Source organism: Pseudalkalibacillus decolorationis, from assembly GCF_024609785.1.
GTDB lineage: Bacteria > Bacillota > Bacilli > Bacillales > Fictibacillaceae > Pseudalkalibacillus > Pseudalkalibacillus decolorationis.
Genome location: NZ_JANHJQ010000019.1, coordinates 64,854 through 89,808, shown reverse-complemented (window position 1 = coordinate 89,808; position 24,955 = coordinate 64,854). Strand labels below are relative to the sequence as shown.

The following is a 24,955-nucleotide window of genomic DNA, read 5'->3' as shown; positions in this document are numbered from 1 at the left end:
GTTGTCTACGTTGAAATTCGTTAAAGATTCGTTTACTCATACTTGATTCCCCGTTCTCTCCATTTGTTTTGATTATAACGGGTTTTCCGTGTAAGTTAACACAAAAAATCCCGAATAACGGACTTTTTTTATAAGTGTCCATTATTCGGGATACAGTTCAGTTGCTGTAACGGCTTCCCATGAAGTAACGAAGGAATGGCGGGAGTACGAACGGACAAGCACAGCTGTTTTGAACTCCTATGTTAAACCGATTGCTGCTTCCTATGTAGATCAATTAAATAGGAGGCTTCTTGAGAAAGAGGCGGACAGCAATAACTATATTATGCAATCCAACGGAGGTACAACCACTTTCGATCAGGCAAAAGAGACACCGATCAACATGGTCGAATCAGGACCAGTTGCAGGTATTTACGGTGCAGCCGTTCTTGGTGAAATAATAGGTGATGAAAATATCATTGCTTTCGACATTGGCGGAACAACTGCAAAATGTTCGTTGATCAACAAGGGAGAAGTGAAAATTTCAACCGATTACTACATTGAAAAAAATGATCGGAACGCAGGCTATCCGATTAAAGTGCCTGTAGTAGATATCGTTGAAATCGGTAACGGAGGAGGCTCGATTGCTTGGATTGATGATGGTGGTTCACTTAAAGTCGGGCCACAATCCTCTGGTGCAGTACCTGGACCTGTCGCATATGGACAGGGTGGGGCTGAACCGACAACCACTGATGCGAACTTGATCACTGGTCGTTTGTCTCCTGAAAATTTCGATTACAAAGTTGACCTTGATTCAGTTAAAAAGGCGATCAAGGAGAATGTTTCGAATCAATATGGGCTATCTGAAGAAGAGGGAGCGCTTGGGATCATACGTATCGCAAACTCAAATATGCTGAATGCGTTAAAGCTAATTTCTGTTCGAAAAGGATACAATCCAAAGGAATTTACACTTGTTGCGTTCGGTGGAGGCGGTTCAATGCATGCTCCCGCCCTTGCAAAAGATTTAGGAGTTAAGAAAGTCGTTGTCCCAGTAGCATCATCTGTATTTGCTGCATGGGGAATGTTGATGACTGATTTGAGACACGATTACATTCAAACCTACATCAAACGATTAAATGATGTTGAACTTGAAGAGTTGAATAAAGAGTGGATAAAGTTGGAGTTCCAGGCAACTAACCAATATAAGGATGAAGGGGTACAAGAAAATAGAATCATGTTCTCTCGTTTTGCTGATATGAGATATTCAGGTCAGGAACATACTGTAAAAGTACCTGTACCAGAAGGGGAATTGACAGAGAAAGCGATCGATGAAATCATACAACGCTTTCATAACCTTCATGAAAAGAATTACACATTCAAACTAGATGATTCTCCAACCGAAATTGTTAATCTTCATCTGACTGCATTTGGTACTGTTCAAAAACCGGAGCTTCAAAAGCTTGAATCTTCAACTGAAAGCCTGGATTCTGCCCTGAAAGAGGTTCGGAACGTATTTTATGAAGAGGATGGCTGGTTGGAAACAAAAGTGTTCCATCGTGAATGGCTTGCTCCCGGCATGGAGGTACAAGGTCCAGCTGTTGTTGAAGAACCTTCAGCAACGACAGTCTTATATCCTGGTCAGAAGCTGATGGTAGACGTATACGGAAACTTAATCATTGATACGGGGGTGGAGTAAGATGACAACTTCAATGAATGTGAAAGTCGATCCGTTCACGTTAGAAATTGTCAAAGATTCTTTAATTGCCACTGGTGATGAAATGTTCTATGCCTTGGCACGGACTTCGATGAGCCCAATTATATATGAGGTTTTAGACTATGCAAGTGGTCTGACAGACTCCAAAGGGCAACTTTTAACACAGGGCAACGGTGTTACAGGCTTTATTGGAATGCTGACGTTCATGGTTAAGCAGACGCTTAAGAAGTTTGGCGAAAAAGATCAATTAAAGCCAGGGGACATTGTCATTATAAACGATCCTTATGGCGGTGGTGGATCTCATCTATCTGATGTCGGATTAGTGATGCCGATCTTTTACAAAGGTGAAATCGTCGCTTTTTCAGCAAACAAGGCCCACTGGACTGAAGTGGGAGGAAAAGACCCTGGTTCATTCAGTAATGACGCTACAGAAATATTCCAGGAAGGACTACAATTCCCATGTGTGAAGCTCTATGACGAAGGGAAGCTGAACCAACCGATTGTTGATATCATTGAATCAAATGTACGGTTCCCAGAACTTTCACTTGGAGATTTATGGGCTCAGGTTGCTGCCCTACGAACTGGTGAAAAACGGGTGAAAGAGCTTTGTGAGAAACATGGGGAAGATGTGGTACTTGCTTCTGTTGATCACCACTTAAATCAAGGAGAACAAATGGCACGTAAAGAATTAGTTAAGCTACCTAAAGGAACATTTAAGGCCGAAAGTTTTATTGATGATGACGGGTTTGGGAACGGACCATTTAAAATTCAAGTTAAGGTAACGATTACAGATGAAAAGTTCATTTGTGATTTCCGGGGCAGTCACCCTCAGGTTCCTGGACCGATTAATTGTTCATACACAGCACTTGTATCAGCGGTTCGTACCATTTTCTTAGCAATTACGAATCCATCTCAAGATGTAAATGATGGTGTGTTCAGACCACTTGAAATTATTACAGATCCAAAGTCAGTTATGGCAGCTGAACGGCCTGCACCAGTATCTATTTATTGGGAAAGTATGTTAGCAGGTGCAGATCTGATCTGGCAAGCACTGGCTCCTGAGCTACCTGAACGATTATCTTCAGGACATCTATTGTCAGTTTGTGCCGTCATCCTGGCTGGAAATCATCATGACACAGATGAGCCGTTCCTAATTGTCGAACCTTCTGTTGGTGGCTGGGGCGCAGCTAAAGGACAGGACGGAGCAAGAGGACAGTTTTGTATCGGAGACGGTGAGACATACAATGTGCCAATTGAAGTCGCTGAAACTCGCTACGGTGTCATGATTGATGAGTATAGCTTACGGACAGATGGTGCTGGAGCTGGGGAATACATTGGTGGTGCTGGCGTAACTCGTTCTTATCGTGCCATGACAGACAATCAGATGGTTTCAGCAACATTTGGACGAAATAAATTCATGCCATGGGGGTCAAATGGTGGAGAAGATGGTTCGCCGAATGAATTCATTATTGAAAAGGCTAATGGGGAGGTTGATGGGCCATTCGGAATCTATGCTCGGTATCCATTGAACAAAGGCGATGTCGTTAAATTAATGACCGCTACTGGAGGGGGTTACGGAAACCCGATTGCACGTCCGGAAGACCAAGTCGCACTTGATGTGAAAAATGGATACATGTCAATTGAACAGGCAAAAGAAAAGTTCGGTGTTATTGTCGATCGTGAAACATATAACGTCGAGGGGATTACAGAGAAGAGGGGGGAGTAGAATGAAGGTTCTTAGCATCAAAGAGGTCACTGCAGAACAAAACAAGGCGTTTTCCCTCAGGACCTTATTTAAAGAGGAAAAAGGTGATTCAAATGTAAAAGTGGGTACGGTAACGATCAATCCAGGAGAACGAGTTCCTTTAACAGGTGTCTCAAACCATGAAGAAAACGAATATTCGGTTATCGTGAAAGGGACACTCCTTACTGAAATTGATGGTAATCAATGCCGAGTATCTTCTGGTCAAGCAACTTTTATTCCTGCTGGTGAAGAACATATTGCTTTTAATGATGGATCAGAGGAGTGCGAACTTGTATTTGTTTTAGTCGGTTAAGGGATTGACTCAAAAGGGCAGGAACCTCTGCCTTTAAGTCCACCTTTAGGGACCAAGTTTTCTTTATAAAATTCATGTAAAAAGGGGATGGAAGCATGGAGGATAAAGGAATCACAAAATCTGTAGGTAAAGATGAAGCACTTTCCGCAATACCATTTGATAAAAGGCAGCACTGGTTGACACCAGCTATGATTTTCGGAGGGTTGGAATTTACAATACCAGTCTTAATGGTAGGAGCAACGCTTGCAGGAGCATTCGGGCTGTCGTCAATTTTCTGGATCTTATTAGTATCTCTGTTTGTCTTTCAGTGGATTGGAAATGCGGTTGCTGGGTATATTGGAGCAAAAACAGGTCGGTCCTCTTCGGTGGTTGCTAGAACAAGTTTCGGTGCTCAGCAGGCAAGGTTCATTGTAGGGTTGACCATTTTCATCGTCTCATTAGGTTGGTGGGCTCTACAAACAGCAGTCGCAGGGAACGCTATATCAGCTATGGTCGGTATTGATTATGAAAACCAGGTATTTTCATGGGCAGTTGTAACCATAATCGTTGGTCTATTGTTTGCAATCCCCTCTATCATTGGGTACGGATCTATGAAGTGGACAGATTATATTGCTGTTCCGGCTGGACTTGTTCTTATTATTGCTGGTATTTTCTACGCTTTGAAAAACACTGGATGGGAAACGATCACTTCTTGGAAACCAGAATCATCGATGACCTTTTTAGCTGCAGTGAGTCTTATCATCGGGGTGAACGTTTCTCAATGGGTAATTGCCTCCGACTATACGCGCTACGCGAAGCCTAAAGTAAAGGACAATATTTTAATTCCATTAGGCATAATTGCTGTGGGATTCCCATTGTTTTACGTTGGAGCAATTATGTCTGTAGGAGTTGGTGATGCCGACATCGTAAATGTCATGATGAATCTTGGATTTCCACTTTGGGGGTTCTTAATCCTGTGGTTTGCGACATGGACAAGTCAGCTTGTAAACAACTACAGTATGGGACTAGCGCTGGCAAACATGTTCAATGTCAACTCAAATAAAGGTCGTGCTTTGTTGACACTTGGTGGAACAATCATAGCGATTGTGATCGCCCTTGCTGGAATACTAGATTATTTCATGGATTTCCTTTACATGACCGCATTGATTTATCCCGCAATAGCAGGCGTTATGATGGCTGATTTCTTTTTCCTACGAAATCAGCAATGGGTCGATAATAAAGGGTGGAACTGGATGGCCACAATCGCTCTTGTATTTGGAACCTTTATTGGTTATTTGACCCAATATGTAAATTCCTTTGGGATACCAGCCGTACAATCACTTATTGCCTCAGGAATCGTCTATTTAATTGCAATGAAGGTTAAGTCAAGTGTGAAACCGGACCATTTCACAGAAACGGAACTAGGTCCCCTAGAAAAAGACCGAAATCAGAATGCAATTTGAGTAGATGGACATGAAAATTTAATTAGGAAATAAATATATGACATAAAAGGGTGTGCAAAATTGTACGCCCTTTTGGCTTGAAAGTGTCCATACTATATAATTGTAAGAATAAGAAGTTTGTTTTTGTGAATCATCTTTAACTAGTCCATATGTTTTAATAAAAATCGATGTAGGGTGATATTTTATGCGAGGTTTTCCAATAGAAAGAGGATGGATCCAACAAATTTTTTCTAATCTTCGTGATGGGGTCTTAGTGGTGGATCTAGATTTGCAAATTATCTTTATCAATGAGTCTACTAGAGGGATTGGGTTAAGAACGGAACATGACATTGGAAAATCGCTATTTACCGTTTTTCCAAAATTAAAAAAGGAATATAGTTCAATTGTTCAAGTTCTTTCAACGGGAAAACCGATTATAGACCGAACCCTATCTTTTATAACCTATCGTGGAGAAAGAAAAATGACTTTAACATCTACTTATCCGATGTATAAGGATGGAGTCATAGTTGGAGCTTTTGAAGTGTTTCAGGACATTTCTGCAATAGAAGAACTATCTAATAAAATAGTAAAGTTACAAGAAAGACATCAATCACATCAATCATTAACTCGGATCCAAAAAACTCAATCTCCACAAGATTGTTTGGAGGATCCGATTTTAGGACAAAGCGATGAAATCCAAGGGTTAAATCAAAAAATACCTATCCTTGCCAAAACAAAATCCCCCATATTTATCTATGGGGAGACAGGTACAGGTAAAGAATTAATTGTCCAAGCAATCCATGCTGCATCGCCTAATCGAAATTCACCACTTATCGCTCAAAACTGTGCTGCAATTCCAGAAACGCTGCTTGAAGGAATTTTGTTTGGCACAGTAAAGGGTGGATTTACTGGTGCAGAAGATCGTCCTGGTCTTTTTGAATTAGCTCATAGTGGAACCCTGTTTTTAGATGAAATCAATTCTATGCCTTTATCTTTACAAGCAAAGCTATTACGAGTAATACAAGAAGGAAAAGTTCGTAGAATTGGTGGACAAAAAGAGTTTTCTATTCAGATTAGAGTTGTAGCAGCTACAAATGTTCATCCAGCAGTCATTGTAAAGTCAGGGGAATTAAGAAAAGATTTATACTATCGTTTAAATGTAATCTATCTTGAAATACCACCATTGCGTGATAGAAAGAACGATATTCCAGAACTTGTGCATCATTATGTTGACTATTATAATCATACATTTCAGAAATCTATTATTGGGGTAAACCCTGATACGATGGACTTTTTTATGAATCATGATTGGCCTGGGAACATCCGTGAGTTACGAAATTTGATTGAACGAGGGATGAATTTAGTAGAGGGAGATTTCATTTGTTTGAAAGATATACAGACCCATACGCTCCTGTCATTACAACAACAGGATACCCTTATTTCTTCAAAAAAGAAAATTCCAAGGTTAAGAGAAGCAATCATGGACTTAGAAATAGAGATGGTTAAGCAGGCATTAATGAAAAATGATGGTAATGTTTCAAAGGCAGCACGTCAGCTGGATATTCCCCAACAAACCCTTAATAACAAAATCGAAAAGTATGAATTACGACCATTTATTTATCATGTCAAGATTAATACCCAAAAATGAGTAATTACCCTAAATTATTATGAATAATTGGGTAATTACTTTTTTTGTACTTAGAAACCATTGAGAAATAGGGCTTATAAAAGTTGGCACAAACCTTGCATACATAAGAAGTGCGAAAGAAAATTTCAAAAAAATCAGGAGGTTTTAACTATGTGGAAACCTGAGTACACCATTTTACCCGATTATGCACCGTTATATCCTCAAGTTCCTTATTATTATAAAGACTATCATAAAATTAGTGTCTATTGCCGCGGTCGTAGGGAAGCGATTGAAAAATTCTTGCCAAGTAATTTTGAATTCGTTTCTGATGTATTTGAGATCTTTGTATTAAAGAATGAAAAAGTTGAAGGGTTGGAGCCTTATTCAGAAGGTGGAATTGTTATTCCATGTAAATATAAGGATAAAGTAGGTGCCCATATGGCTTATGAATATGTGGATACAGATGAAGCTTTATGTGCTGGTCGTGAAATATGGGGTTACCCTAAAAAGTTATCAGAAGTTATTTATGAAGAAAAGAGCGGAGAAATACTTGGAAAAATCATCCGCAAAGGAAAAACGATTATAGATATTACGTTAAAATTGGATGATGCTGAAGTTAATCCACCTAATTTGTTTCCGCGTTTACAAGTAAAACGTATGCCAAGAGCGGATCAATATGGAGTGGATATGGATCAAGTGATCTTAAATGAGTTCGTAGATTCCGTGATTCATACTAGAAAAACAGGAACTGCTACAGTGGAATGGGAACATTCGAGCTTTGATCCTTTAACTGAATTAGGACCTATAGAAGTACTGGGAGGGGTTTTTGTGGTTGGAGATTTTACTTTGACTTACGGGAAGGTAATCGATCAAGTTGTTCCGTTGGTAAAATAATATCTATGTTTTTCCTTTATTTCTGTAGAGAATGAACATGATTACTATGATACGGCCAATGCGGTAGCAAGAGTTTATGCGTGTATCCCAGAAGATAAGCTGATATTTACTAGAAGAACGCGATGGAATGGTGAAATAATGAGATGATTTTTTTAGCTTGGATTAAATCAACCGTTAAATGGTAACGCTTTCAAATGCTAAGCGCCTGAATCTAATGGATGGAAAAAGTATTAAATACATTAATTTGTAATGATAGAAAATTTCAAGGTACGATAACTACTCCAGCAATACCACTTTTTGAGTAAACCGTTCACAAACCTTTAGTTAGAAGAACATCATGAGGCAATTAAAGAGGCGATAACCAAATACAAATTAGAATTAATTAGGTGATTTGATGAGATTAAAAGATAAAGTTACTGTGATTACAGGAGCAGGATCAGGAATTGGTGAGGCAACTGCATTTTTATTTGCTAGAGAAGGGGCTAAGGTTGTACTAACAGATATAAATGAAGAAACAGGAAAGGCAACCTTACTGAAAGTTAAAAATAAAGGTGGCAATGCTATCTTTATTCAGCATGATGTAACAAATGAGGAAGGTTGGAAAAATGTATATAATATTGTGATCTCGAAGTTTGACCAAGTAGATGTACTTGTGAACAATGCAGGAATTGCCATGCAAGCCTCTGTTGAGGATTGTACTTATGAACAATGGAAACGTATACATGAGGTGAATCTCGATGGAGTTTTTTTGGGCACTAAATATGGAATTGTTGCTATGAAAGCAAATAATAGAGGTTCTATTATCAATATCTCTTCCATCGAAGGTAATATAGCTGAGCCACATTTAGCTGCTTACAATTCTAGTAAAGGCGGTGTCCGTCAATTAAGTAAATCGGCAGCACTTCATTGTGCGAAATCAAATTATGGAATTCGTGTAAATAGTGTACATCCAGGTTATCTTCATACGCCAATGCATGCCAGATTTTCAGAGAAGCAAGTCAGACAAATAGAAAGCCTCCATCCGATGGGACATTTAGGCGAAGCAATTGATGTTGCCTATGGAATCCTTTACCTCGCATCAGATGAATCAAAATTCATAACGGGTACAGAATTAATCATTGATGGAGGTTATACAGCACAATAAAGCTCTGTAAATGAGTTGCCTCCCCTTGGTACGTTTTTGTTTTTAAAAGGAAATCAATACTTCTACGAATTTGTTTAGTATCTAAGCCTTATCACAAGGGGATTTGTTAGACTTGATTTGTAACCACAGCCCAATAAATAGTTCATATGGAGAAATGACATAGTTATTTTTATGGACAGAATGAAATTTTTATATTTTGGGGGAGTTTACTTGGAAAAACTAAAAATGTTTGTTGGTGGAAAATGGAAGGAAGCAGAAGGGGATAAACATTTCCTTGCTTTTAGTCCTTCAACTGGAGAAGAGATTGCCCAAGTAGCTGAAGGTTCCCGAGAGGATGCTCGACAAGCCCTTCAAGAAGCGAGAAAGGCATCAGAGGAATTTCGGAAATGGTCTGTTTGGGATCGAGCAAGTTTATTACAACGGATTTCTATAGTAGTGGAACAAAGGAAAGAAGTACTAGCTCATGCCCTTACGCTGGATCAAGGAAAACCATATTACACCGAGGCAATACAGGAGGTTGAATCGGTGGTAAGAACATTTTCGGAAACTGCTGAACAGATCAAATGGATAGAGACATCATCCACTGCTACAAAAGATCCTTATAAAAGGGTGTATAGTTTTTTACAACCCAAAGGAGTGTATGCCGTCATCACTCCGTGGAATTTTCCACTAATGGTTCCAACTGAATTTATTGCTCCAGGGTTAGGAGCTGGTAATACTATTGTTTGGGTGCCAGCCCCAACCACAACTGTTTGCTCAGTCAAATTTGCTGAATGTTTCGAAGAAGCTGGAGTTCCTAAAGGCGTTATTAATTTAGTTACGGGTATGGGAAATGTGGTCGGAGATGAAATTGTATCTAGCCCCTATTCTGATGCAATTGCTTTTTGTGGAAGCTCCGCTACAGGAAAATTAATTGCTGAAAGAGGAGCTGGTAAACCTCTACTTCTCGAATTGGGGGGAAATGGGCCTACCGTTGTATTAAAAGATGCGGATCTCGATTATGCAGCACAATCGATTGCAAAAGGATGTTTTACGAATGCAGGACAAATTTGTTCGGCGACAGAGCGTATCTTGGTACAAAAGAATGTACACGATGCTCTTGTTGAAAAATTGACCATGTATGCCAAACAGGTTGTACTAGGTGATCCATTTGATACCAAGACAACGATGGGCCCACTTAATAATTACCCAGTAATTAAGAAAAACGAACAGCATGTAGCGGATAGCCAAAAGCGAGGTTCAACTTTTTTGGTTGGTGGAAAGAGAGCTACTCATCTTTCAAATGACTTATTCTTTGAGCCAACCGTAATTATCGATGTGAAACAAGATAGTTTATATAACCTTGATGAAACGTTTGGTCCTGTTGCACCTGTAATGTCATTTAGCACTCAGGAAGAGTTACTAAAAATCACCCATCAAAATAAGTGGGGTTTGGCTTCTGCAATTTATACCAATCATTTAAAGGAGGCAATTTCTTTAGCGGAAAAAATGCCAACTGGATTGGTCAACATAAACGAAAATAGCAATTACTGGGAGCCTCACATCCCATTTGGAGGTGTTGCCGGAAAATCTAGTGGGATCGGTCGTGTTGGAGGAAAATATGCTATTCAGGAAATGTCAGATTTGAAGACGATCAGTATTGACTTACACTAAAATTGTAAATGAGGTGTTAATATGGATCAGTCAATTCCCGGATTCATTTGGACATTCTATGTGATTGTCCCATTAGCAGGGATGTTGGTGACAGTTGTTACTATGATGATTTTGAGTAGAAAAGATAAAAGGTCAGGTGAAGTGAAGTAGTTCCTATCTAAGGGGGAATAACAATGATCATCACATTTATTATCTACTTAGTAGCAGTTTTTGTCATTGGAATTACATCAGAGCGTTTTATCTCCAAAAGTGAAGAAGGATATTATTTAGGGGATCGTAATTTTGGGACATGGGTCACAGCAATTAGCGCAGGAGCAACTGATTCCAGTGGATGGGTATTCATTGGAGCGGCTGGAGCAGCGTATGTCGCAGGGGCATCAACTATGTGGATGCTACCCGGATTTATTGTTGGGTACTTTCTTAACTGGTTTGTATTTGCCCCAAAGTTACATGATTTTGGCATAAAGCATAACGTTCTTAGTCTAGCAGATTATTTTGAAAAAAGGTTTAATGATAAATCTCATCTCCTCAAAGCTATTGCTAGTATTATTATTGCTATTTTCTTCGTTTCATATATGGCATCCCAACTAGTTGCTGCTGGAAAAGCAATTGATGTGTTTATTGATTTTGATTTTAATACAGGTATTATCTTATCTGCTACTTTTGTACTTGGATATGCCATCTTTGGTGGTTATCGTTCGGTGATGATGACGGATTTTATTCAAGGACTATTAATGGTTGGTGTATTGGTCATATTCCCTATATATATGATCTTTTTCGAATTAGGTGGATGGACATCTTTTTGGCAACAATTAATGGCGATTGATCCAGTTCTATTATCAACAACAGGAGGTGCGGCGGGTTCAGCGGCAATTGGTCTTGTTCTGGGATATGTGTTGTTTGGGTTCGGTGTACCTGGTCAACCTCATATTACTCAGCGCTTTCTTACAGCCAGAGATCCAAAAACACTTAGGAATGGCTCTATTATTGCTATGGGGTGGGTCATCATAATGATGACTAGTTCTAACTTACTGGGGCTCATTGGACGCATTATCTACCCGAATTATTTAACAGATCCTGAAAACGTCTTTCCAAGGTTAACCGTGGATATGATGAGTCCGATTGTTGCAGGAGTCGTATTAGGAGCTGTTTTTGCCGCAATCCAATCTACATTCTCTTCACAATTGATGGTCGCTACACAATCAATCGCCAGTGATTTACTAAAGTCCATAACAAAAAGAACATTTACTAACAAACAGATTTTAAGTATTAGCCGTTGGACTATGATGATCCTTGGTGTTATTTCCACTGGGATCGCTCTGTTGAACTTAGAAGCAGTCTTTAGTCTTGTCATGTATGCATGGGGTGGGTTAGCAGCCAGCTTTGGCCCCTTGTTATTCTTAAGTTTATATACCAATTTGGTAACGAAACATGGAGCTGCCGCTGGTATGGTTACTGGAACACTGGTAACAGTCATTTGGAAGAATACTCCTTTCGATGCCTATATCTATGAACTGATTCCAGCTGCTGGTTTGGCAACATTATCTATATTTGTTGTGAGCATACTAACAAAAAATAAAAAAACAGAATTACAAGAATCAGAGAGTAAAACAATCTCTTAAACTATACATCTTCTGTAGTCACTTATTGTGTTAGAAATCTTTCAAATCTAAATAGAAAGTGGGCAACCGTAGTCAATATTCTTAGGGATTTGTCCGCTGTTTTGTAGAAAAAACTAGGTGTCTATTGTATTTCTAAATCAATTTTACAATGAAAGGTGTAAATGTCATGAATGTATCAAATAAAATTGTTATTATTACTGGTGCCGCGGGTGTTATTGGTCAGGCAACTGCTAGATTATTTGCTGAAGAGGGCGCGAAACTTGTTTTAGTTGATCTATTTAAAAAAGATTTGGAACAAATAACACAAAAATCACCTCTACAAGAAGCAGAATATCTACTTGTAGAGGCAGATGTAACAAAAGAAGAAGATGTAGAAAACTACATTCAACAAACGGTTGATACCTTTGGTAGGATTGATGTTTTGTTCAATAATGCTGGAATTGAGGGGGACGTGTCTGATGTCAAGGACACAACCGTTAAAAATATGTCCAAAGTAATCAACGTTAACGTGATGGGAGTTTTCTTGGGTTTAAAACATGCTCTTCGTGTTATGGTTGATCAAAACTCAGGTTCCATTATTAATACAGCTTCAGATGCGGGCATTTCGAGTGCAGTGGGTTTAGGTGCATATGTGGCATCCAAACACGCTGTCATTGGGTTAACGAAAACAGCAGCTTTGGAATGTGCCGAAACAGGAGTTCGGGTTAATGCTATTTGTCCTGCATCAATCAATAGTAGGTTAATGCGCTCATTAGAAGAAGGAACTAGTGATCCAGAACAGGCAAGAGAAGAGTATAAGAGTAAGATTCCCATGAAACGCTATGGTGAGCCAAATGAAGTTGCCCAAGTTGTTCTTTTCCTAGCATCAGATCGTGCCTCATTTGTAACAGGAAGTCATTATAATGTAGATGGTGGCAGATTAGCGAAGTGAGGCTTAGGAGAAATAATTGGTTTAAAAGTGAATGAAAAAGCTATCAATAGTATTCATCAATTCTAAATAGGCTATCACCCGAGCAATGGGAAAAATAACTCGTTTAATACATTTATCAGAAGACAGGCTCTAATTATCCTACACATAGGGAGATTAGGGCTTGTTCCGTTTATATTAAAAGGGGATGTTAGTTACTTAAATCAGAAGTCAGATAATAATAAAATTTAGAAAATTTAATGTATTCTGTTGACAACTTGTAATACTAAGTATAATAATTAATATAATGATATTGAAAGGAGGCAGATGAAAGTTAATCGTTCATCCTTGTACAAAATCATATATGACGACGTTGTAGACAAAATATTATCGAAAACATACGAAAGTGGTGACAAGCTACCATCAGAAAGTGAACTTGAAAGATTACATGGCGCAAGTCGTACCCCTGTTCGACAAGCATTAATGCAGTTAGAAGCTGATGGATTTATTTTCCGATTACAAGGAAAAGGCTCTTTCGTATCAAACCAACGCCCAACTGATATGTGGACCAAGATGACTGGGTTCATGAGCCATTATAAGGACAAATGGGAGAAGATATCATCCCGAACAATTCAAATTAATTCTGTTCAAAACGACTACTTCGCAGACCTACTTAATGTTCATCCACACGAGAATCTGACTTATCTTCGTCGAATTAGATATTTCAGTGATACCCCAATCCTTTATTTAGAGCATTTCATTTCACCAAAGATACCCACAGACATTTTTAATAGTGATATAAATTTCCTTTCATTGAATGAGATATTGCTATCCAAATTAAATGTAAAGCTCATCGAATCTAATGAGGAAATTGAGGCAGTTCAAGCACCTGAAGACGTCGCAAATGCCCTGCATATTTCAGCTTTTTCTCCAGTGTTAAAGATAACTAGAATATCAAAAGATGAAAATAAACAACCGATTGATATCAATGTTTATTATGTCAATACAGATAAATGGAAATACCGTGTTAATTTTATTGAATAAGAATGATAACTCCTTTTTTGGGGCTTTCATTAATTTTCTAACTTGGAGGGGATTAAATGGTTTACAACACACTTTTGTATCAAGTAAAAGATGGGGTCTTGACTGTAACAATTAATCGTCCAAAAACTTATAACGCCCTTAGTACTGAAACCAAACTTGAGTTAGCTGATGCATTTAAGGCAGCGGATAACGATCAAAATGTAAGGGCTATAGTCATTACTGGTGCGGGTAACAAAGCTTTTTGCTCTGGTCAAGATCTAAATGAGAGCCAGAATGTAGATGAAGATACAGCTAGGAAGTGGGTCGATGAATTTGACCAATTATATCGTGTTATTCGTTCTATTAAAAAACCGATTATCGCTTCAGTAAATGGTTTTTCCACCGGTTCAGGACTACAACTGGCTTTACTCGCAGACATACGTATTTCAAGTGATGAAGCAAAATACGGAATGACAGAAATTGATGTAGGTCTTGCATGTATTATTGGAACAACTATGTTTTGGGAAATAATGGGGAAGTCAAGAACGACAGACATGATACTAACTGGGAAATTGATTTCGGCTGAAGTAGCAGAGAAATATGGATTAGTTACACGAGTTGTACCGAGTATGAACCTTAAGGAGGAAACAGATAAGTTAGCCACAGAATTAGCACAAAAACCACCCATTGCACTTGCATCAAATAAAGAATGGTTTAAAAGTCTAAGTGATGAAAATTTCAATAGCTGCATGATATTTGCAACTGAAGCCCACACCAGAGGTTATGGTGCAGGAGAACCCCAAAGAATGATGGAAGCGTTTTTTGAGAAAAGGAAGACTATTTAGATATTGAGTCAAGGGGAGTTGCTCTATGAAGTTATTTGAATACGAGGGAAAACAACTTTTTAAGGCCTATGATATACCTGTAGCTAATGGGTGGTTAGCTGCAAACTATCCAAATGACTTAAATAAACCTGTTATCGCAAAGGCTCAAGTTTTAACTGGTGGAAGAGGTAAGCAAGGTGGGATCATTGCTGTTAACGATATTAAAAGTCTTGCATCTGCTTTAAAAACCATATATGAGAAAACGTTCAATGGTGAAATGGCTACAGATATTTATATTGAGGAGCAGATTGATTTTACAAAGGAATTTTATTTGTCAATAATCATTGATCGGAATTTAAAGAGCCCTCTCCTTATAGTTAGCTATGAGGGTGGGGTGAATATTGAAGAAGTACCACATGATAAGTTATTGAAAATACCAATCAATCCGCTTTTGGGGTTGCAGTCTTACATGATAAACAAGATTTCAACCTTGTTAATGATTGCTCCAGAAAAGGTTGAAGGGATCGTTAGTAACCTTTGGAATTTATTTAAAATGGAACAAGCAAGTTTGGTTGAAATTAATCCACTGTTTTTAACAAAGGATGGAGATCTAATTGCTGGTGATGCAAAAATAATAGTCGATGAAGCTGCTGATACACCAACGAATGTCAATCTTCTACCAAGAAAGGTTAATAGTTTTGAACAAAACATTTCCAACTTAGGTGCTGTTGGTGTTGAAATGGATGGGGACATTTCAATCGTTACAAGTGGTGCTGGTCTCGGTTTAGCAACTTTAGATTTAGTTAGAAGTAAGGATGGTACAGCTCGGGCGTTAATTGACTTAGGAGGGCATGTTATTCACGATGTAAACTTGGCCAGAGAACTTATTGTCGAATTAAAAAAACTAGGATCAAAAAAGTTTTATTTCAATTTTTATTTTCAAGTAGCTGAATGTTCTACTTTGGCTGAGGCTATAGCAAAGGAACTTGGAGGTACCCATTATCCCGTAGTTGTACGACTTAAAGGGAAAAAAGAGAAAATAGCACGACAATTATTATCAGAATATTCAAACGTATATGTGACTGACTCTTTAGAAGATGCTTGTATATCCATTAGCAAGGGGGTATGTGAAAATGGCCATTATTGTTAATGAAAAGTCAAAAATTTTGATACAAGGCATTACAGGATCAGTTGGTAAAGGGTTTGCCAAACGCATGCTTGTCTATCATTCTCCGTTAGTTGCTGGAGTTACACCTAATAAAGGTGGACAGTTTGTACATGGGGTCCCAGTTTATAACAGTGTCGAGGAAGCAGTCTATAAGGAATATGCGGATACATCATTAATAATTGTACCACCGAAATTGGTTGAACAGGCAGCATTAGAAGCAATCGATGCAGGGATAAAGACAATTGTCGTTTATTCAGAAGGGGTTCCTATTCATGATAGTATGCGATTAGTTCAATATGCAAATCTACATCGGGTAAATTTGTTCGGTCCTAATTCCGCTGGGGTTGTTTCTCCTGGAAAAGCGAATGTTAGTGACATTGATGACTCGATTCTTAGGCAGGGTAAAATTGGGGTTGTTTCTAGGAGTGGAACTCTTACTTATGAAATTGTTGAAATTTTAAAAAAACAACAAATTGGAATATCCACGATCGTGTGTCTAGGTGGGGATCCTATCGTAGGTGTCCACCAAAGGGATATATTAGAACTTTTTGAGCAAGACGAAGATACTGATGCTGTGATATATATTGGGGAAATTGGTGGTACTGATGAAGTTACTGTGGCTGAAACTCTTAAAGGTATGAACAAACCTGTTTTTGCATACATTGCAGGTCAATATGCGCCCAAAAACAAAAGAATGGGTCATGCGGGAGCTATTATTAATAATGAAAATGAAAGTGCTTCAAGAAAACGGGAGCTTTTGGAACTTAGCGGGGCCAAGGTAGTAAAGGTTGTAACTGAATTAGAAGGCTTACTTAAAAACTACTTTAATAGTCAAAAAGTTTAAAGAATCATTTGAGTGAAAAAATTTCGGGAGGTAAAAAAATGTATGAATTGACATTTGTGAGTTGGTTTTGGTTTTATGTTCCTCCGGTTGTTCTAACACTTCATGTTACGTATCAGTATATTAAATATCGGTTGGATGGTCCGAAATGAGCGATGCGACTATTTTGTTGGTAACCTTAGCGATTTACTTGCTTGGGATGATCGTAATTGGTATTGCTTGTTACAAAACAACAAATACGATGTCTGATTATGTTTTAGGAGGAAGGCGTTTAAACAGTTGGACAACTGCATTGTCAGCCCAAGCGAGTGATACGAGTGGTTGGATTGTTATGGGACTCCCGGGTGCAGCCTATGCTACTGGCATGCACGCAATTTGGTTGGCTGTCGGTTTAGCAATTGGCGCTTATTGTAATTGGCAGTTTATTGCGCGACGCTTAAGGGTCTACACAGAAGCTGCAAAGGATTCTATAACTATACCAGAATTCCTTGAAAATAGGTTTCACGATAATTCTCACATATTACGAATTATATCTGCACTTATCATACTTGTATTTTTCACTGTATATGTAGCCTCAGGTCTTGTTGCAAGTGGTAAATTATTTGAGTTTATGTTTGGCATAGATTATCAAATAGCGGTTCTAATCGGTGCCTTTGTAGTAATTACCTATACTTTCCTAGGTGGATACCTTGCAGTAAGCTATACTGATGTTGTTCAAGCGTTAATCATCTTAGTCGCTCTTATAGTTGTTCCTATCGTCATTGTAAGTCAGGTAGGAGGAATAGGTGCGATTTGGAACAAGATGGGTAATATAAACCCTGATTTGTTAGACGCAACAAAAACCGTTGGTTATAATTTTGAAGATGGGGTTTTTTGGGAAACGAGTACTGAAGGTTTAGGTATAATCGGAATTATTTCTTTGTTTGCATGGGGTCTTGGTTATCTAGGACAACCACACATTTTAGTACGATACATGGGAATGAGAAGTGCAAGAGAGGTACCAGAAGCACGCTTTGTAGCCATCGTATGGAATAATATTACACAATGGGGTGCCCTATTTGTTGGTTTTGCTGCTATCGTCTTCTTTACTGAACCATTAGCCGATCCTGAAAATGCATATATTAACATGGTTGGTATATTATTCAATCCTTGGGTTGCTGGCTTCATGTTGGCAGCCGTACTGGCAGCTATGATGAGCACAGTTGACTCTCAGTTATTGGTTGCCTCAAGTGCTTTGGTGGAGGACTTCTATCGGGTTTTGTTCAGAAAAGAGGCTTCCGAAAAAGAGTTGGTATGGCTTGGGAGAGTGGGCGTATTAGTTATATCGTTAATAGCACTGGCTCTTTCATATAGTGGTGGTAGTGTATTGTCTATAGTGGGTTATGCTTGGGCAGGATTTGGCGCTGCATTAGGACCGGCTATGTTATTGTCCCTATATTGGAAAAGAACGACTAGGACTGGTGTTCTTTGGGGCATGATTGTAGGTGCAGTAACAGTATTTGTGTGGAAAAATTACATTGGCCTTGGACTATATGAAATAATTCCAGGGTTCGTACTCTCGTTATTAACCATTTATGTAGTTAGTATTTTAAAGAAAGAACCTGATCAAAGCATCCAAGATGAATTTGATGAGGTAATTGCGAAAACAAAATCATATTAAGATGTTAAAGGTCGGGGGTAAAACCCGATCTTTTTTTCTGCTTGAAATATATTCTTTTAAGAAAGCATATTTTGGTAAAGTGGGTACCATTTAAAAAATGAAGGAGGTCTGTCAATGCCGTACTACAAGGCTGAAGATCAAGTTGAACTGTACTATGAAGATGTAGGTGAAGGGACGCCTGTTATTTTTGTCCATGGAGTTTGGATGAGTAGTCAATTCTTCCAAAAACAAACCTCATACTTCAGCAAAAATCATCGTGCAATTTCACTAGATTTACGTGGGCATGGGCGTTCAACGAAAGTTCATTACGGTCATACTGTTGCAAACTATGCTGAAGATTTGCACAGCTTCATCCAAGAACTAAAGCTAAAAGATGTCGTATTAGTAGGCTGGTCCATGGGAGCCTTCGTAGTTTGGGATTACCTCCAACAATTTGGAGAGGAAAACATTAAAGGTACAGTCATTGTTGATGAATTAGCCTCTGACTTTAAGTGGCCTGATTTTCCAAGTGGTGCCTTTGACTTCCCAACATTGATCCACCTTATGAGAGAAGTGCAGACCAATCGATTCGGGTTCCTTAAAGAGTTCATCCCATTAATGTTCAAGGAAGACCTCTCACAAGATGACTTTGATTGGATGCTTGAAGAAACAACGAAACTTCCAGAATCCGTTGCAAGTACCATTTTGTTCGATCAAACAGTAGTGGACTACCGCAAACATTTTCAAAGCATTACAGTACCCACTCTATTGTGTTTTGGAAGAGAGGAGAAGCTGATTCCGGTCAAAGCAGGGGAATACTTGCACAAGCATATTTCGAACTCTCAGCTCGTTATCTTTGAAAAAAGTTGCCATTGTCCATTTCTAGAAGAAGCTGATCGTTTTAATGAGGTTGTCAGTTCGTTTGTTCAATCACTATAGGTTTTTAAAATTCCATTAAAGAAAAGTCTAGTAAGATTTCTGCTTAATCGAATCTTTATTACTAAAGTCTATGAAGTATTTTCATAGGCTTTTTATAAATGTGTAATTACTTTAATACTGGGTTCGCAACTTCCAAAATACATATCTAAAATCTAGCCTAATAGACATAAAAAAGAGCGCATCAGAATCACGCTCCAATTTTAAAAGATAAAGGTCACATCATAAAACATGTAGCAGAAAAATACTCCTTATAATGAATTGTTCTCGATTTATGAAAATACTGTAAATCCATCACGTTCACTACGTATAATATTCCTACCATATTTATCGCAACGCTTTTAATGCGCTGCTCCAGCTGACGACTTGATCGAATAGCGTGTTGGCAGCTGCTTCCTGATGAGGTGCGGGTTTCAGAATGCTGTAGTTTTCAAAATCTGTAAACAGCGAAAGGGTGACCTGAGCACGTACGTCAGCAACATGCAGCTCACCCAAGATGAGTCTCAGGTTTTCTGCCGCTCGAGCCCCGCCTGTGCCACCGCCATAGCTGACGATGCCTGCCGCCTTATCTTTCCATTCATTAAAAAGATAGTCTATGGCGTTTTTGAGCGCTCCGGAGGTGGCATGATTATACTCGGGCGTCACGAAAACATAGCCATCGAACGAATTGATTACTTCTGACCAAGCTAGCGTATGCGGCTTCGTATATTGACCAAATATAGGCGGATTTGGTTCATCCAATAGCGGCAAATTGAAATCTGCAATATCCACGAGTTCGTATTTAGCGTCACTTCGTTTTTGTGCTATCTCGTGTACCCATCGAGCGACTGCTTCACCTCTGCGTCCTGGACGCGTGCTACCAATTATGATTGCGATTCTTAGCATTGTAATTTCCTCCGTTATGTTAACTTTGTTTTATCCTATATCTTTTTATACTTATTATTCTGGTAGAAATATCAAATACCTTCTTACATCTCTCTTTTTTCAATTACAGGCGGTTAATTGAATAACTTAAAGCTTCGACTTTCGGATAGTTCCTTCTCTTAGTCAACATAATGGCCCAATTCAAACAGGTCGTCATTTAATTAAGTGCACCCTTTAGTTGAAGTACTAGAGCTGTTTCATCATAGAAACAACTTTTATATTTATACCGTTTGGTTTGTATACGACTTCCTCATTATAGATACTATACCCTATGGAACTATATAATTTGATATTTTTAGGTACAGTCATACGGACTTTACATAGGATCGTAGGTATTTCTTTTTTATTTGCATAATCTTCTAATGACTTTAATATTTTTTTCGCAATACCTTGACCCTGTTTTTCTGGTATAACGGATAGCCTATAAAAATAAACACCATTTTCTTTTAATTGAAAACGAATCATTCCTACGGGCTCATCATCAATATAACCAATTAAACCTTGCTCCCCATCTTTTAAAGCTGTTGATATAGATTGTACCGTCTCCTCTAAAGCACTTGACGGTGGTACTTCGTCTTTATATTCCATAAATGCCTTAATCATTAAGTCGTGGATTAATAGTGCATCAGATACTTCTGCAAAATTTACTTTCATAGACTACTCCTCTTTTTTATAAATATATAATAATGCAATAGGGTTTTGTATTATCAGCATAGTGTTTGTAAAAGCACTTTTACTTTATGGAATTAACATCATATATTGCTTGATGTAGTCTAGTCACGCCTTCTTTTATATCTTCATTTTTTAAATGTCCATAACCCAATATAATTCGATTAGGATGTTTTCCTTTTTCAATTGTATGCTCTTCTACGGGATATATTTTAACCCCAGATTGTTCAATTTCCTCAAGTATTTCTTTTGAAAAATATTGTTCATTAAATTCAACAATTAGGTGTAAGCCTGTTGAATAACCGAAAATATTAACCTTATTTGAAAATGTCGTTTTTAGACAATGGATAAGGAAGTTTCTTCGGTTTTTATACATCTTCTTCATCTTCGTAATATGTCGTTCCAAATAACCTTCATCAATAAAACGGGCAAGGATAAGCTGATCTAAAGAAGGGGTATGTAGATCCGAAAACCATTTTAGTCTGCGGCATTTTTCAATAAGATGTGAAGGAAGAATTAAATATCCCAATCTTAGGGCCGGTGATAAAATTTTACTAAACGAACCAATATATATAACACGTTCTGGTTCCAATCCCTGTAATGAACTGACAGGTGGACCTTCATATCGAAACTCACTGTCATAATCATCCTCAACAAGATAACAATTTGTTTCTCTTGAGTAGTTAATCAGTTGGATCCGGCGTTGAATCGGTAATGTTCCTCCCAACGGAAACTGGTGGGAAGGAGTAATAAAGATGAATTTTGGATTTTTATTTAATGGCAGCAAAGATGTCTTCATCCCATATTTATCAACTGGTATCGGGTAAAGGGCAGAGCCTGAAGTTTTAAAAATGGTTTGAATATCATTCGTTATTGGATCTTCAATTATGACTAAATCATCTGGAGATAAAAGTAATTTAGAAACAAGAGTTAAAGCCTGCGTTGCACCGGAAGTAATCACTATTTGTTCCGGATGACAATCAACACCCCTTGTTTTCAGTAAATAGCGCGATAAAATCTGCCTTAATTCTGGACGTCCTTCAGGAAGATCATATCCAAACGTAGAAGGTGATGTTTCATTCCATGTGGTATGAGACAACTTTGCCCATGTCTTACGTGGAAATAAATCCACTGCCGGTATCCCTGAACGGAAGTTGATGATGTGATCGTCTTTGTTTTTATCTTCACCCCAATTTAAAGAATGAAATGAAGGTGCATTTTCACGTTGTTTTAAAAAAGCTCCTTCAGCAACAAATGTCCCTGAACCTCTCTGTGAGACTAAAAAACCTTCAGCCAATAGTTGATCATAAGCTTCTAAAATCACATTCCTGGAAACTTTCAACTCAGAAGATAGTTCTCGTGTTGATGGTAGTTTCTCTCCTGATTGTAAGTCTCCATTTAAAATTCTTTTTCGTATATTTTGATAAACTTGTTTAATTAAAGGTATATCTAACGACCGATCAATGGGTATCCAAAGCATATTACATTTTCCCCTTAAATAAAATTGGTACTATCAAAAATGATTATAAGTGGTACTAATATAAACCATTTTATCATGATAAAGTTGATTCAAATAGAAAAAAGGAGTTGTATGATAATGATGAATCCAGAGGTCCAAGTGACTCAAGCACTTAAATCGATTGCACGAAATGACCATATTAAATCCTATATTCAACAATCCAATGAACTCTATCCGTTGTTAGTGAAAGCTGCTAAACGTTTTGTTACAGGTGAAAATAAACAAGAAGGAATCGAAGTAGCAAAAGAACTTATCAAAAAAGATTATTTTATTTCACTGGAATACATAGGGGAAAATACAACAAATGTAGAGGAATGTAGAAAAGACAAAGACGAATTTTTGAACCTTATTGAAGAAATGGGTTCTCTATCTATGAATCAAACTGTTTCGCTGGATCTATCACATATTGGATTATCTGTGGATTCAGAAACAGCTCATATTCATTTACTAGAGGTAGCCAAAAGGGCAAATCTGTATGGGATTACACTTATGATCAGTATGGAAGAGTCATCGAAAACGAATAACATTCTGGATATTTATAAAAAAACAACTGAGCAGTGCCCAAATGTAGGGATAACTATACAGGCACACTTATATCGATCCATAAATGATATTAAGGAACTAATTCATTATCCTGGGAAAATACGAGTTGTCAAAGGGGCTTATCAAGAATCTGCCAATATTGTTATGCCTAGATCAAAGGAGTTAAATAACCGTTATCTTGAACTTGTAGAACAATTAATAGAAGCGAACCACCCAGTATCCATAGCCACACATGATGAGAGTCTTATTCAAGAAATGGAACACCGTCAATATCTTAATCATCCCCATGTAGAAATAGAAATGCTCTACGGAATATGTCCGGGTTTGTTAAGTAATTTAAAAAGTAAAGAGTATAACTGTAAAGTTTACTTGACCTACGGAATAGAGTGGTACTTGTATTTATGTCATCGAATAGCTGAATATCCGGAAAATCTATATGGTTTAGTTATGGATATGATCAATCCATCGATAGTAGAAAGAAATAGCTTATATTGAGAAACATTTAATTAAGTCTTTAAAATAAAAATAGCAATCTATAAGAAACAATTCCATTTGTATCATGCTAAAATTAGCTAAAAGGAGGTGTATTCTTGAGGAGAAGAGGTAGCACAGCTCTTGCTTTAGCCAGACAGTGGGGATAATTAAAAAAACTATTCTTAACGTAAGGGGATGAGGTAATGGATCAATCGCGTGGGTGTTGTCATTCTGTTGAAAAAGGTACGAGCATATCTTCTGAAAACGGCGAAATAAATAACCCCAGAATCGTCTCAAGGCATGAATGGCAGGAAGCCCAGCAGGATTTTTTAGAGAAGGAAAAGGAAGTCACCCGTGCACTAGACGCACTTGCCGCAGAGCGACGTAGACTGCCGATGGTCCAGATCGACAAGGATTATGTCTTCGAGGGACCGGATAGTACAGCGAGCTTGCTTGATCTATTCGACGGACGACGCCAGCTCATTGTTTATCACTTTATGTTCGATCCTAATTGGGAAGAAGGTTGCACTGGATGTTCAATGATGGTTGATAATATAGGGCACCCCTCTCATCTGAATGCCCGTGACACGACGCTTGTCCTGATATCTAGAGCACCATTCGAAAAAATTGAGCCATTTAAGGCCCGAATGGGTTGGACGATCCCATGGTATTCGTCATTTTCAAGCGAATTCAATTATGATTTTGGTGCAACAACTGAGAAGGGTGAAACACACGGCTATAGTGTTTTTCTTTTAAAAGACAAAAGGATATATCACACCTATTCCACTTGGCGGCGCGGGGTTGAATCCTTAGGCAGTAATTGGAGCTACTTAGATATTACCCCACTTGGCCGACAAGAATTATGGGAAGATTCCCCGCCATGGGTCGTTCAAAAAACATCTCCACATGAATGGTGGCGTCATCACGACCGGTATGATAAGTAAATTTTAGTTTCCATTCGACTAGGCCTTACGTTAAGAAAGTATAAAAATACTTTCCATAGTATAAAGCAAGGGCCTTTAGGTCATCCCTTTAGGGACTAAGGCGATCGACAGCGCTAAGGCTTGGCACTAACCAAGTTTTCTTTATTGCATTATACCAGTTAATAGAAGCTAACTGATCTTCCAGAATTGGGCGCGTTTCTTTAGCAAAGAAAAGCTGTTAAGGGTACCCTCTTACAGCTTTATTTTAATTATCAAAGGGTTTCGTTTTCTCACCATAGAACTGTGGTCTAAAGGGATAAATAATATCACGGATGATAATTTCAAAATCATAAGGGAGAAGTTCATTCAATGGTAAACAACAATCCAAAGAGAAGATTTACATTGTATCACATGATGGAACAATTACTTCTTATCGCCAAATGTTATCTAATCAGAA

The 24,955-nt window shown here is 38.2% G+C and carries 21 protein-coding genes and 1 pseudogene; 19 read left to right on the top strand and 3 right to left on the bottom strand.

The features are described from left to right. Nucleotides 1-151 precede the first annotated feature (151 nt). The 17 genes and pseudogenes from NON16_RS17510 to NON16_RS17430 all read left to right on the top strand — a co-directional run. Nucleotides 152-1,672 (top strand): annotated as a pseudogene (locus NON16_RS17510) (hydantoinase/oxoprolinase family protein); the annotation flags it as partial. Nucleotide 1,673: 1 nt separating this feature from the next. Then, nucleotides 1,674-3,416 carry a hydantoinase B/oxoprolinase family protein gene (locus NON16_RS17505; protein WP_257350717.1) on the top strand — a complete coding sequence of 581 codons (1,743 nt, stop codon included), beginning with the start codon at nucleotides 1,674-1,676 and terminating at the stop codon, nucleotides 3,414-3,416. 1 nt (nucleotide 3,417) lies between these two features. Next, a complete protein-coding gene (locus NON16_RS17500; RefSeq protein ID WP_257350716.1) occupies nucleotides 3,418-3,747 on the top strand; it encodes a cupin domain-containing protein in 330 nt (109 codons plus the stop codon). 95 nt (nucleotides 3,748-3,842) lie between these two features. Continuing rightward, nucleotides 3,843-5,189, top strand: a complete 1,347-nt coding sequence (locus NON16_RS17495) for a purine-cytosine permease family protein (RefSeq protein WP_257350715.1) — start codon at nucleotides 3,843-3,845, stop codon at nucleotides 5,187-5,189. Nucleotides 5,190-5,373: 184 nt separating this feature from the next. Next, a complete protein-coding gene (locus NON16_RS17490; protein ID WP_257350714.1) occupies nucleotides 5,374-6,816 on the top strand; it encodes a sigma-54 interaction domain-containing protein in 1,443 nt (480 codons plus the stop codon). 150 nt (nucleotides 6,817-6,966) lie between these two features. After that, entirely contained in the window at nucleotides 6,967-7,689 is a 723-nt protein-coding gene (locus NON16_RS17485; protein ID WP_257350713.1) for an acetoacetate decarboxylase family protein, read from the top strand. 394 nt (nucleotides 7,690-8,083) lie between these two features. Next, nucleotides 8,084-8,833, top strand: a complete 750-nt coding sequence (locus tag NON16_RS17480) for a glucose 1-dehydrogenase (RefSeq protein ID WP_257350712.1) — start codon at nucleotides 8,084-8,086, stop codon at nucleotides 8,831-8,833. 210 nt (nucleotides 8,834-9,043) lie between these two features. Further along, entirely contained in the window at nucleotides 9,044-10,486 is a 1,443-nt protein-coding gene (locus tag NON16_RS17475; RefSeq protein ID WP_257350711.1) for an aldehyde dehydrogenase family protein, read from the top strand. Between the two features lie 21 nt (nucleotides 10,487-10,507). After that, on the top strand, nucleotides 10,508-10,636 hold the full coding sequence (locus tag NON16_RS17470) for a hypothetical protein (RefSeq protein WP_257350710.1): 129 nt from the start codon (nucleotides 10,508-10,510) through the stop codon (nucleotides 10,634-10,636). Nucleotides 10,637-10,659: 23 nt separating this feature from the next. Beyond that, complete coding sequence (locus tag NON16_RS17465; RefSeq protein WP_257350709.1) at nucleotides 10,660-12,108, top strand: sodium/proline symporter; 1,449 nt, start codon at nucleotides 10,660-10,662, stop codon at nucleotides 12,106-12,108. Between the two features lie 166 nt (nucleotides 12,109-12,274). After that, nucleotides 12,275-13,039: an SDR family NAD(P)-dependent oxidoreductase gene (locus NON16_RS17460; protein WP_257350708.1), complete on the top strand. Its 765-nt coding sequence runs from the start codon at nucleotides 12,275-12,277 to the stop codon at nucleotides 13,037-13,039. A gap of 303 nt (nucleotides 13,040-13,342) precedes the next feature. Beyond that, nucleotides 13,343-14,059 carry a GntR family transcriptional regulator gene (locus NON16_RS17455; RefSeq protein WP_257350707.1) on the top strand — a complete coding sequence of 239 codons (717 nt, stop codon included), beginning with the start codon at nucleotides 13,343-13,345 and terminating at the stop codon, nucleotides 14,057-14,059. Nucleotides 14,060-14,115: 56 nt separating this feature from the next. After that, entirely contained in the window at nucleotides 14,116-14,883 is a 768-nt protein-coding gene (locus NON16_RS17450; protein WP_257350706.1) for an enoyl-CoA hydratase/isomerase family protein, read from the top strand. A 25-nt stretch (nucleotides 14,884-14,908) separates the two neighbouring features. After that, entirely contained in the window at nucleotides 14,909-16,012 is a 1,104-nt protein-coding gene (locus tag NON16_RS17445; protein ID WP_257350705.1) for an ATP-grasp domain-containing protein, read from the top strand. Further along, complete coding sequence (locus tag NON16_RS17440) at nucleotides 15,996-16,874, top strand: succinate--CoA ligase subunit alpha (protein ID WP_257350704.1); 879 nt, start codon at nucleotides 15,996-15,998, stop codon at nucleotides 16,872-16,874. The genes NON16_RS17445 and NON16_RS17440 overlap by 17 nt, the downstream gene beginning before the upstream one ends. Nucleotides 16,875-17,019: 145 nt before the next feature. Continuing rightward, the gene (gene putP, locus NON16_RS17435; protein ID WP_257350703.1) at nucleotides 17,020-18,531 is read left to right on the top strand and encodes a sodium/proline symporter PutP; all 1,512 of its coding nucleotides are present in this window, start codon (nucleotides 17,020-17,022) and stop codon (nucleotides 18,529-18,531) included. A 114-nt stretch (nucleotides 18,532-18,645) separates the two neighbouring features. Continuing rightward, nucleotides 18,646-19,449, top strand: coding sequence for an alpha/beta fold hydrolase (locus NON16_RS17430; protein ID WP_257350702.1), 804 nt, complete (start codon nucleotides 18,646-18,648; stop codon nucleotides 19,447-19,449). Between the two features lie 324 nt (nucleotides 19,450-19,773). Here NON16_RS17430 and NON16_RS17425 read toward each other — a convergent pair whose 3' ends face one another. From NON16_RS17425 to pdxR, 3 genes are all read right to left on the bottom strand, one after another. Continuing rightward, nucleotides 19,774-20,331, bottom strand: coding sequence for an NADPH-dependent FMN reductase (locus NON16_RS17425; protein WP_257350701.1), 558 nt, complete (start codon nucleotides 20,329-20,331; stop codon nucleotides 19,774-19,776). Nucleotides 20,332-20,556: 225 nt separating this feature from the next. Next, nucleotides 20,557-21,024, bottom strand: a complete 468-nt coding sequence (locus NON16_RS17420; protein ID WP_257350700.1) for a GNAT family N-acetyltransferase — start codon at nucleotides 21,022-21,024, stop codon at nucleotides 20,557-20,559. A gap of 79 nt (nucleotides 21,025-21,103) precedes the next feature. Then, nucleotides 21,104-22,519 carry a MocR-like pyridoxine biosynthesis transcription factor PdxR gene (gene pdxR, locus NON16_RS17415; RefSeq protein WP_257350699.1) on the bottom strand — a complete coding sequence of 472 codons (1,416 nt, stop codon included), beginning with the start codon at nucleotides 22,517-22,519 and terminating at the stop codon, nucleotides 21,104-21,106. Between the two features lie 117 nt (nucleotides 22,520-22,636). Here pdxR and NON16_RS17410 point away from each other — a divergent pair, with 117 nt between their 5' ends. Both NON16_RS17410 and NON16_RS17405 read left to right on the top strand, forming a co-directional pair. Continuing rightward, complete coding sequence (locus NON16_RS17410; RefSeq protein WP_257350698.1) at nucleotides 22,637-23,596, top strand: proline dehydrogenase family protein; 960 nt, start codon at nucleotides 22,637-22,639, stop codon at nucleotides 23,594-23,596. A gap of 182 nt (nucleotides 23,597-23,778) precedes the next feature. Further along, nucleotides 23,779-24,519 (top strand): DUF899 domain-containing protein, encoded by a 741-nt coding sequence (locus NON16_RS17405; protein WP_257350697.1) that lies wholly within the window; start codon nucleotides 23,779-23,781, stop codon nucleotides 24,517-24,519. Nucleotides 24,520-24,955: the final 436 nt, after the last annotated feature.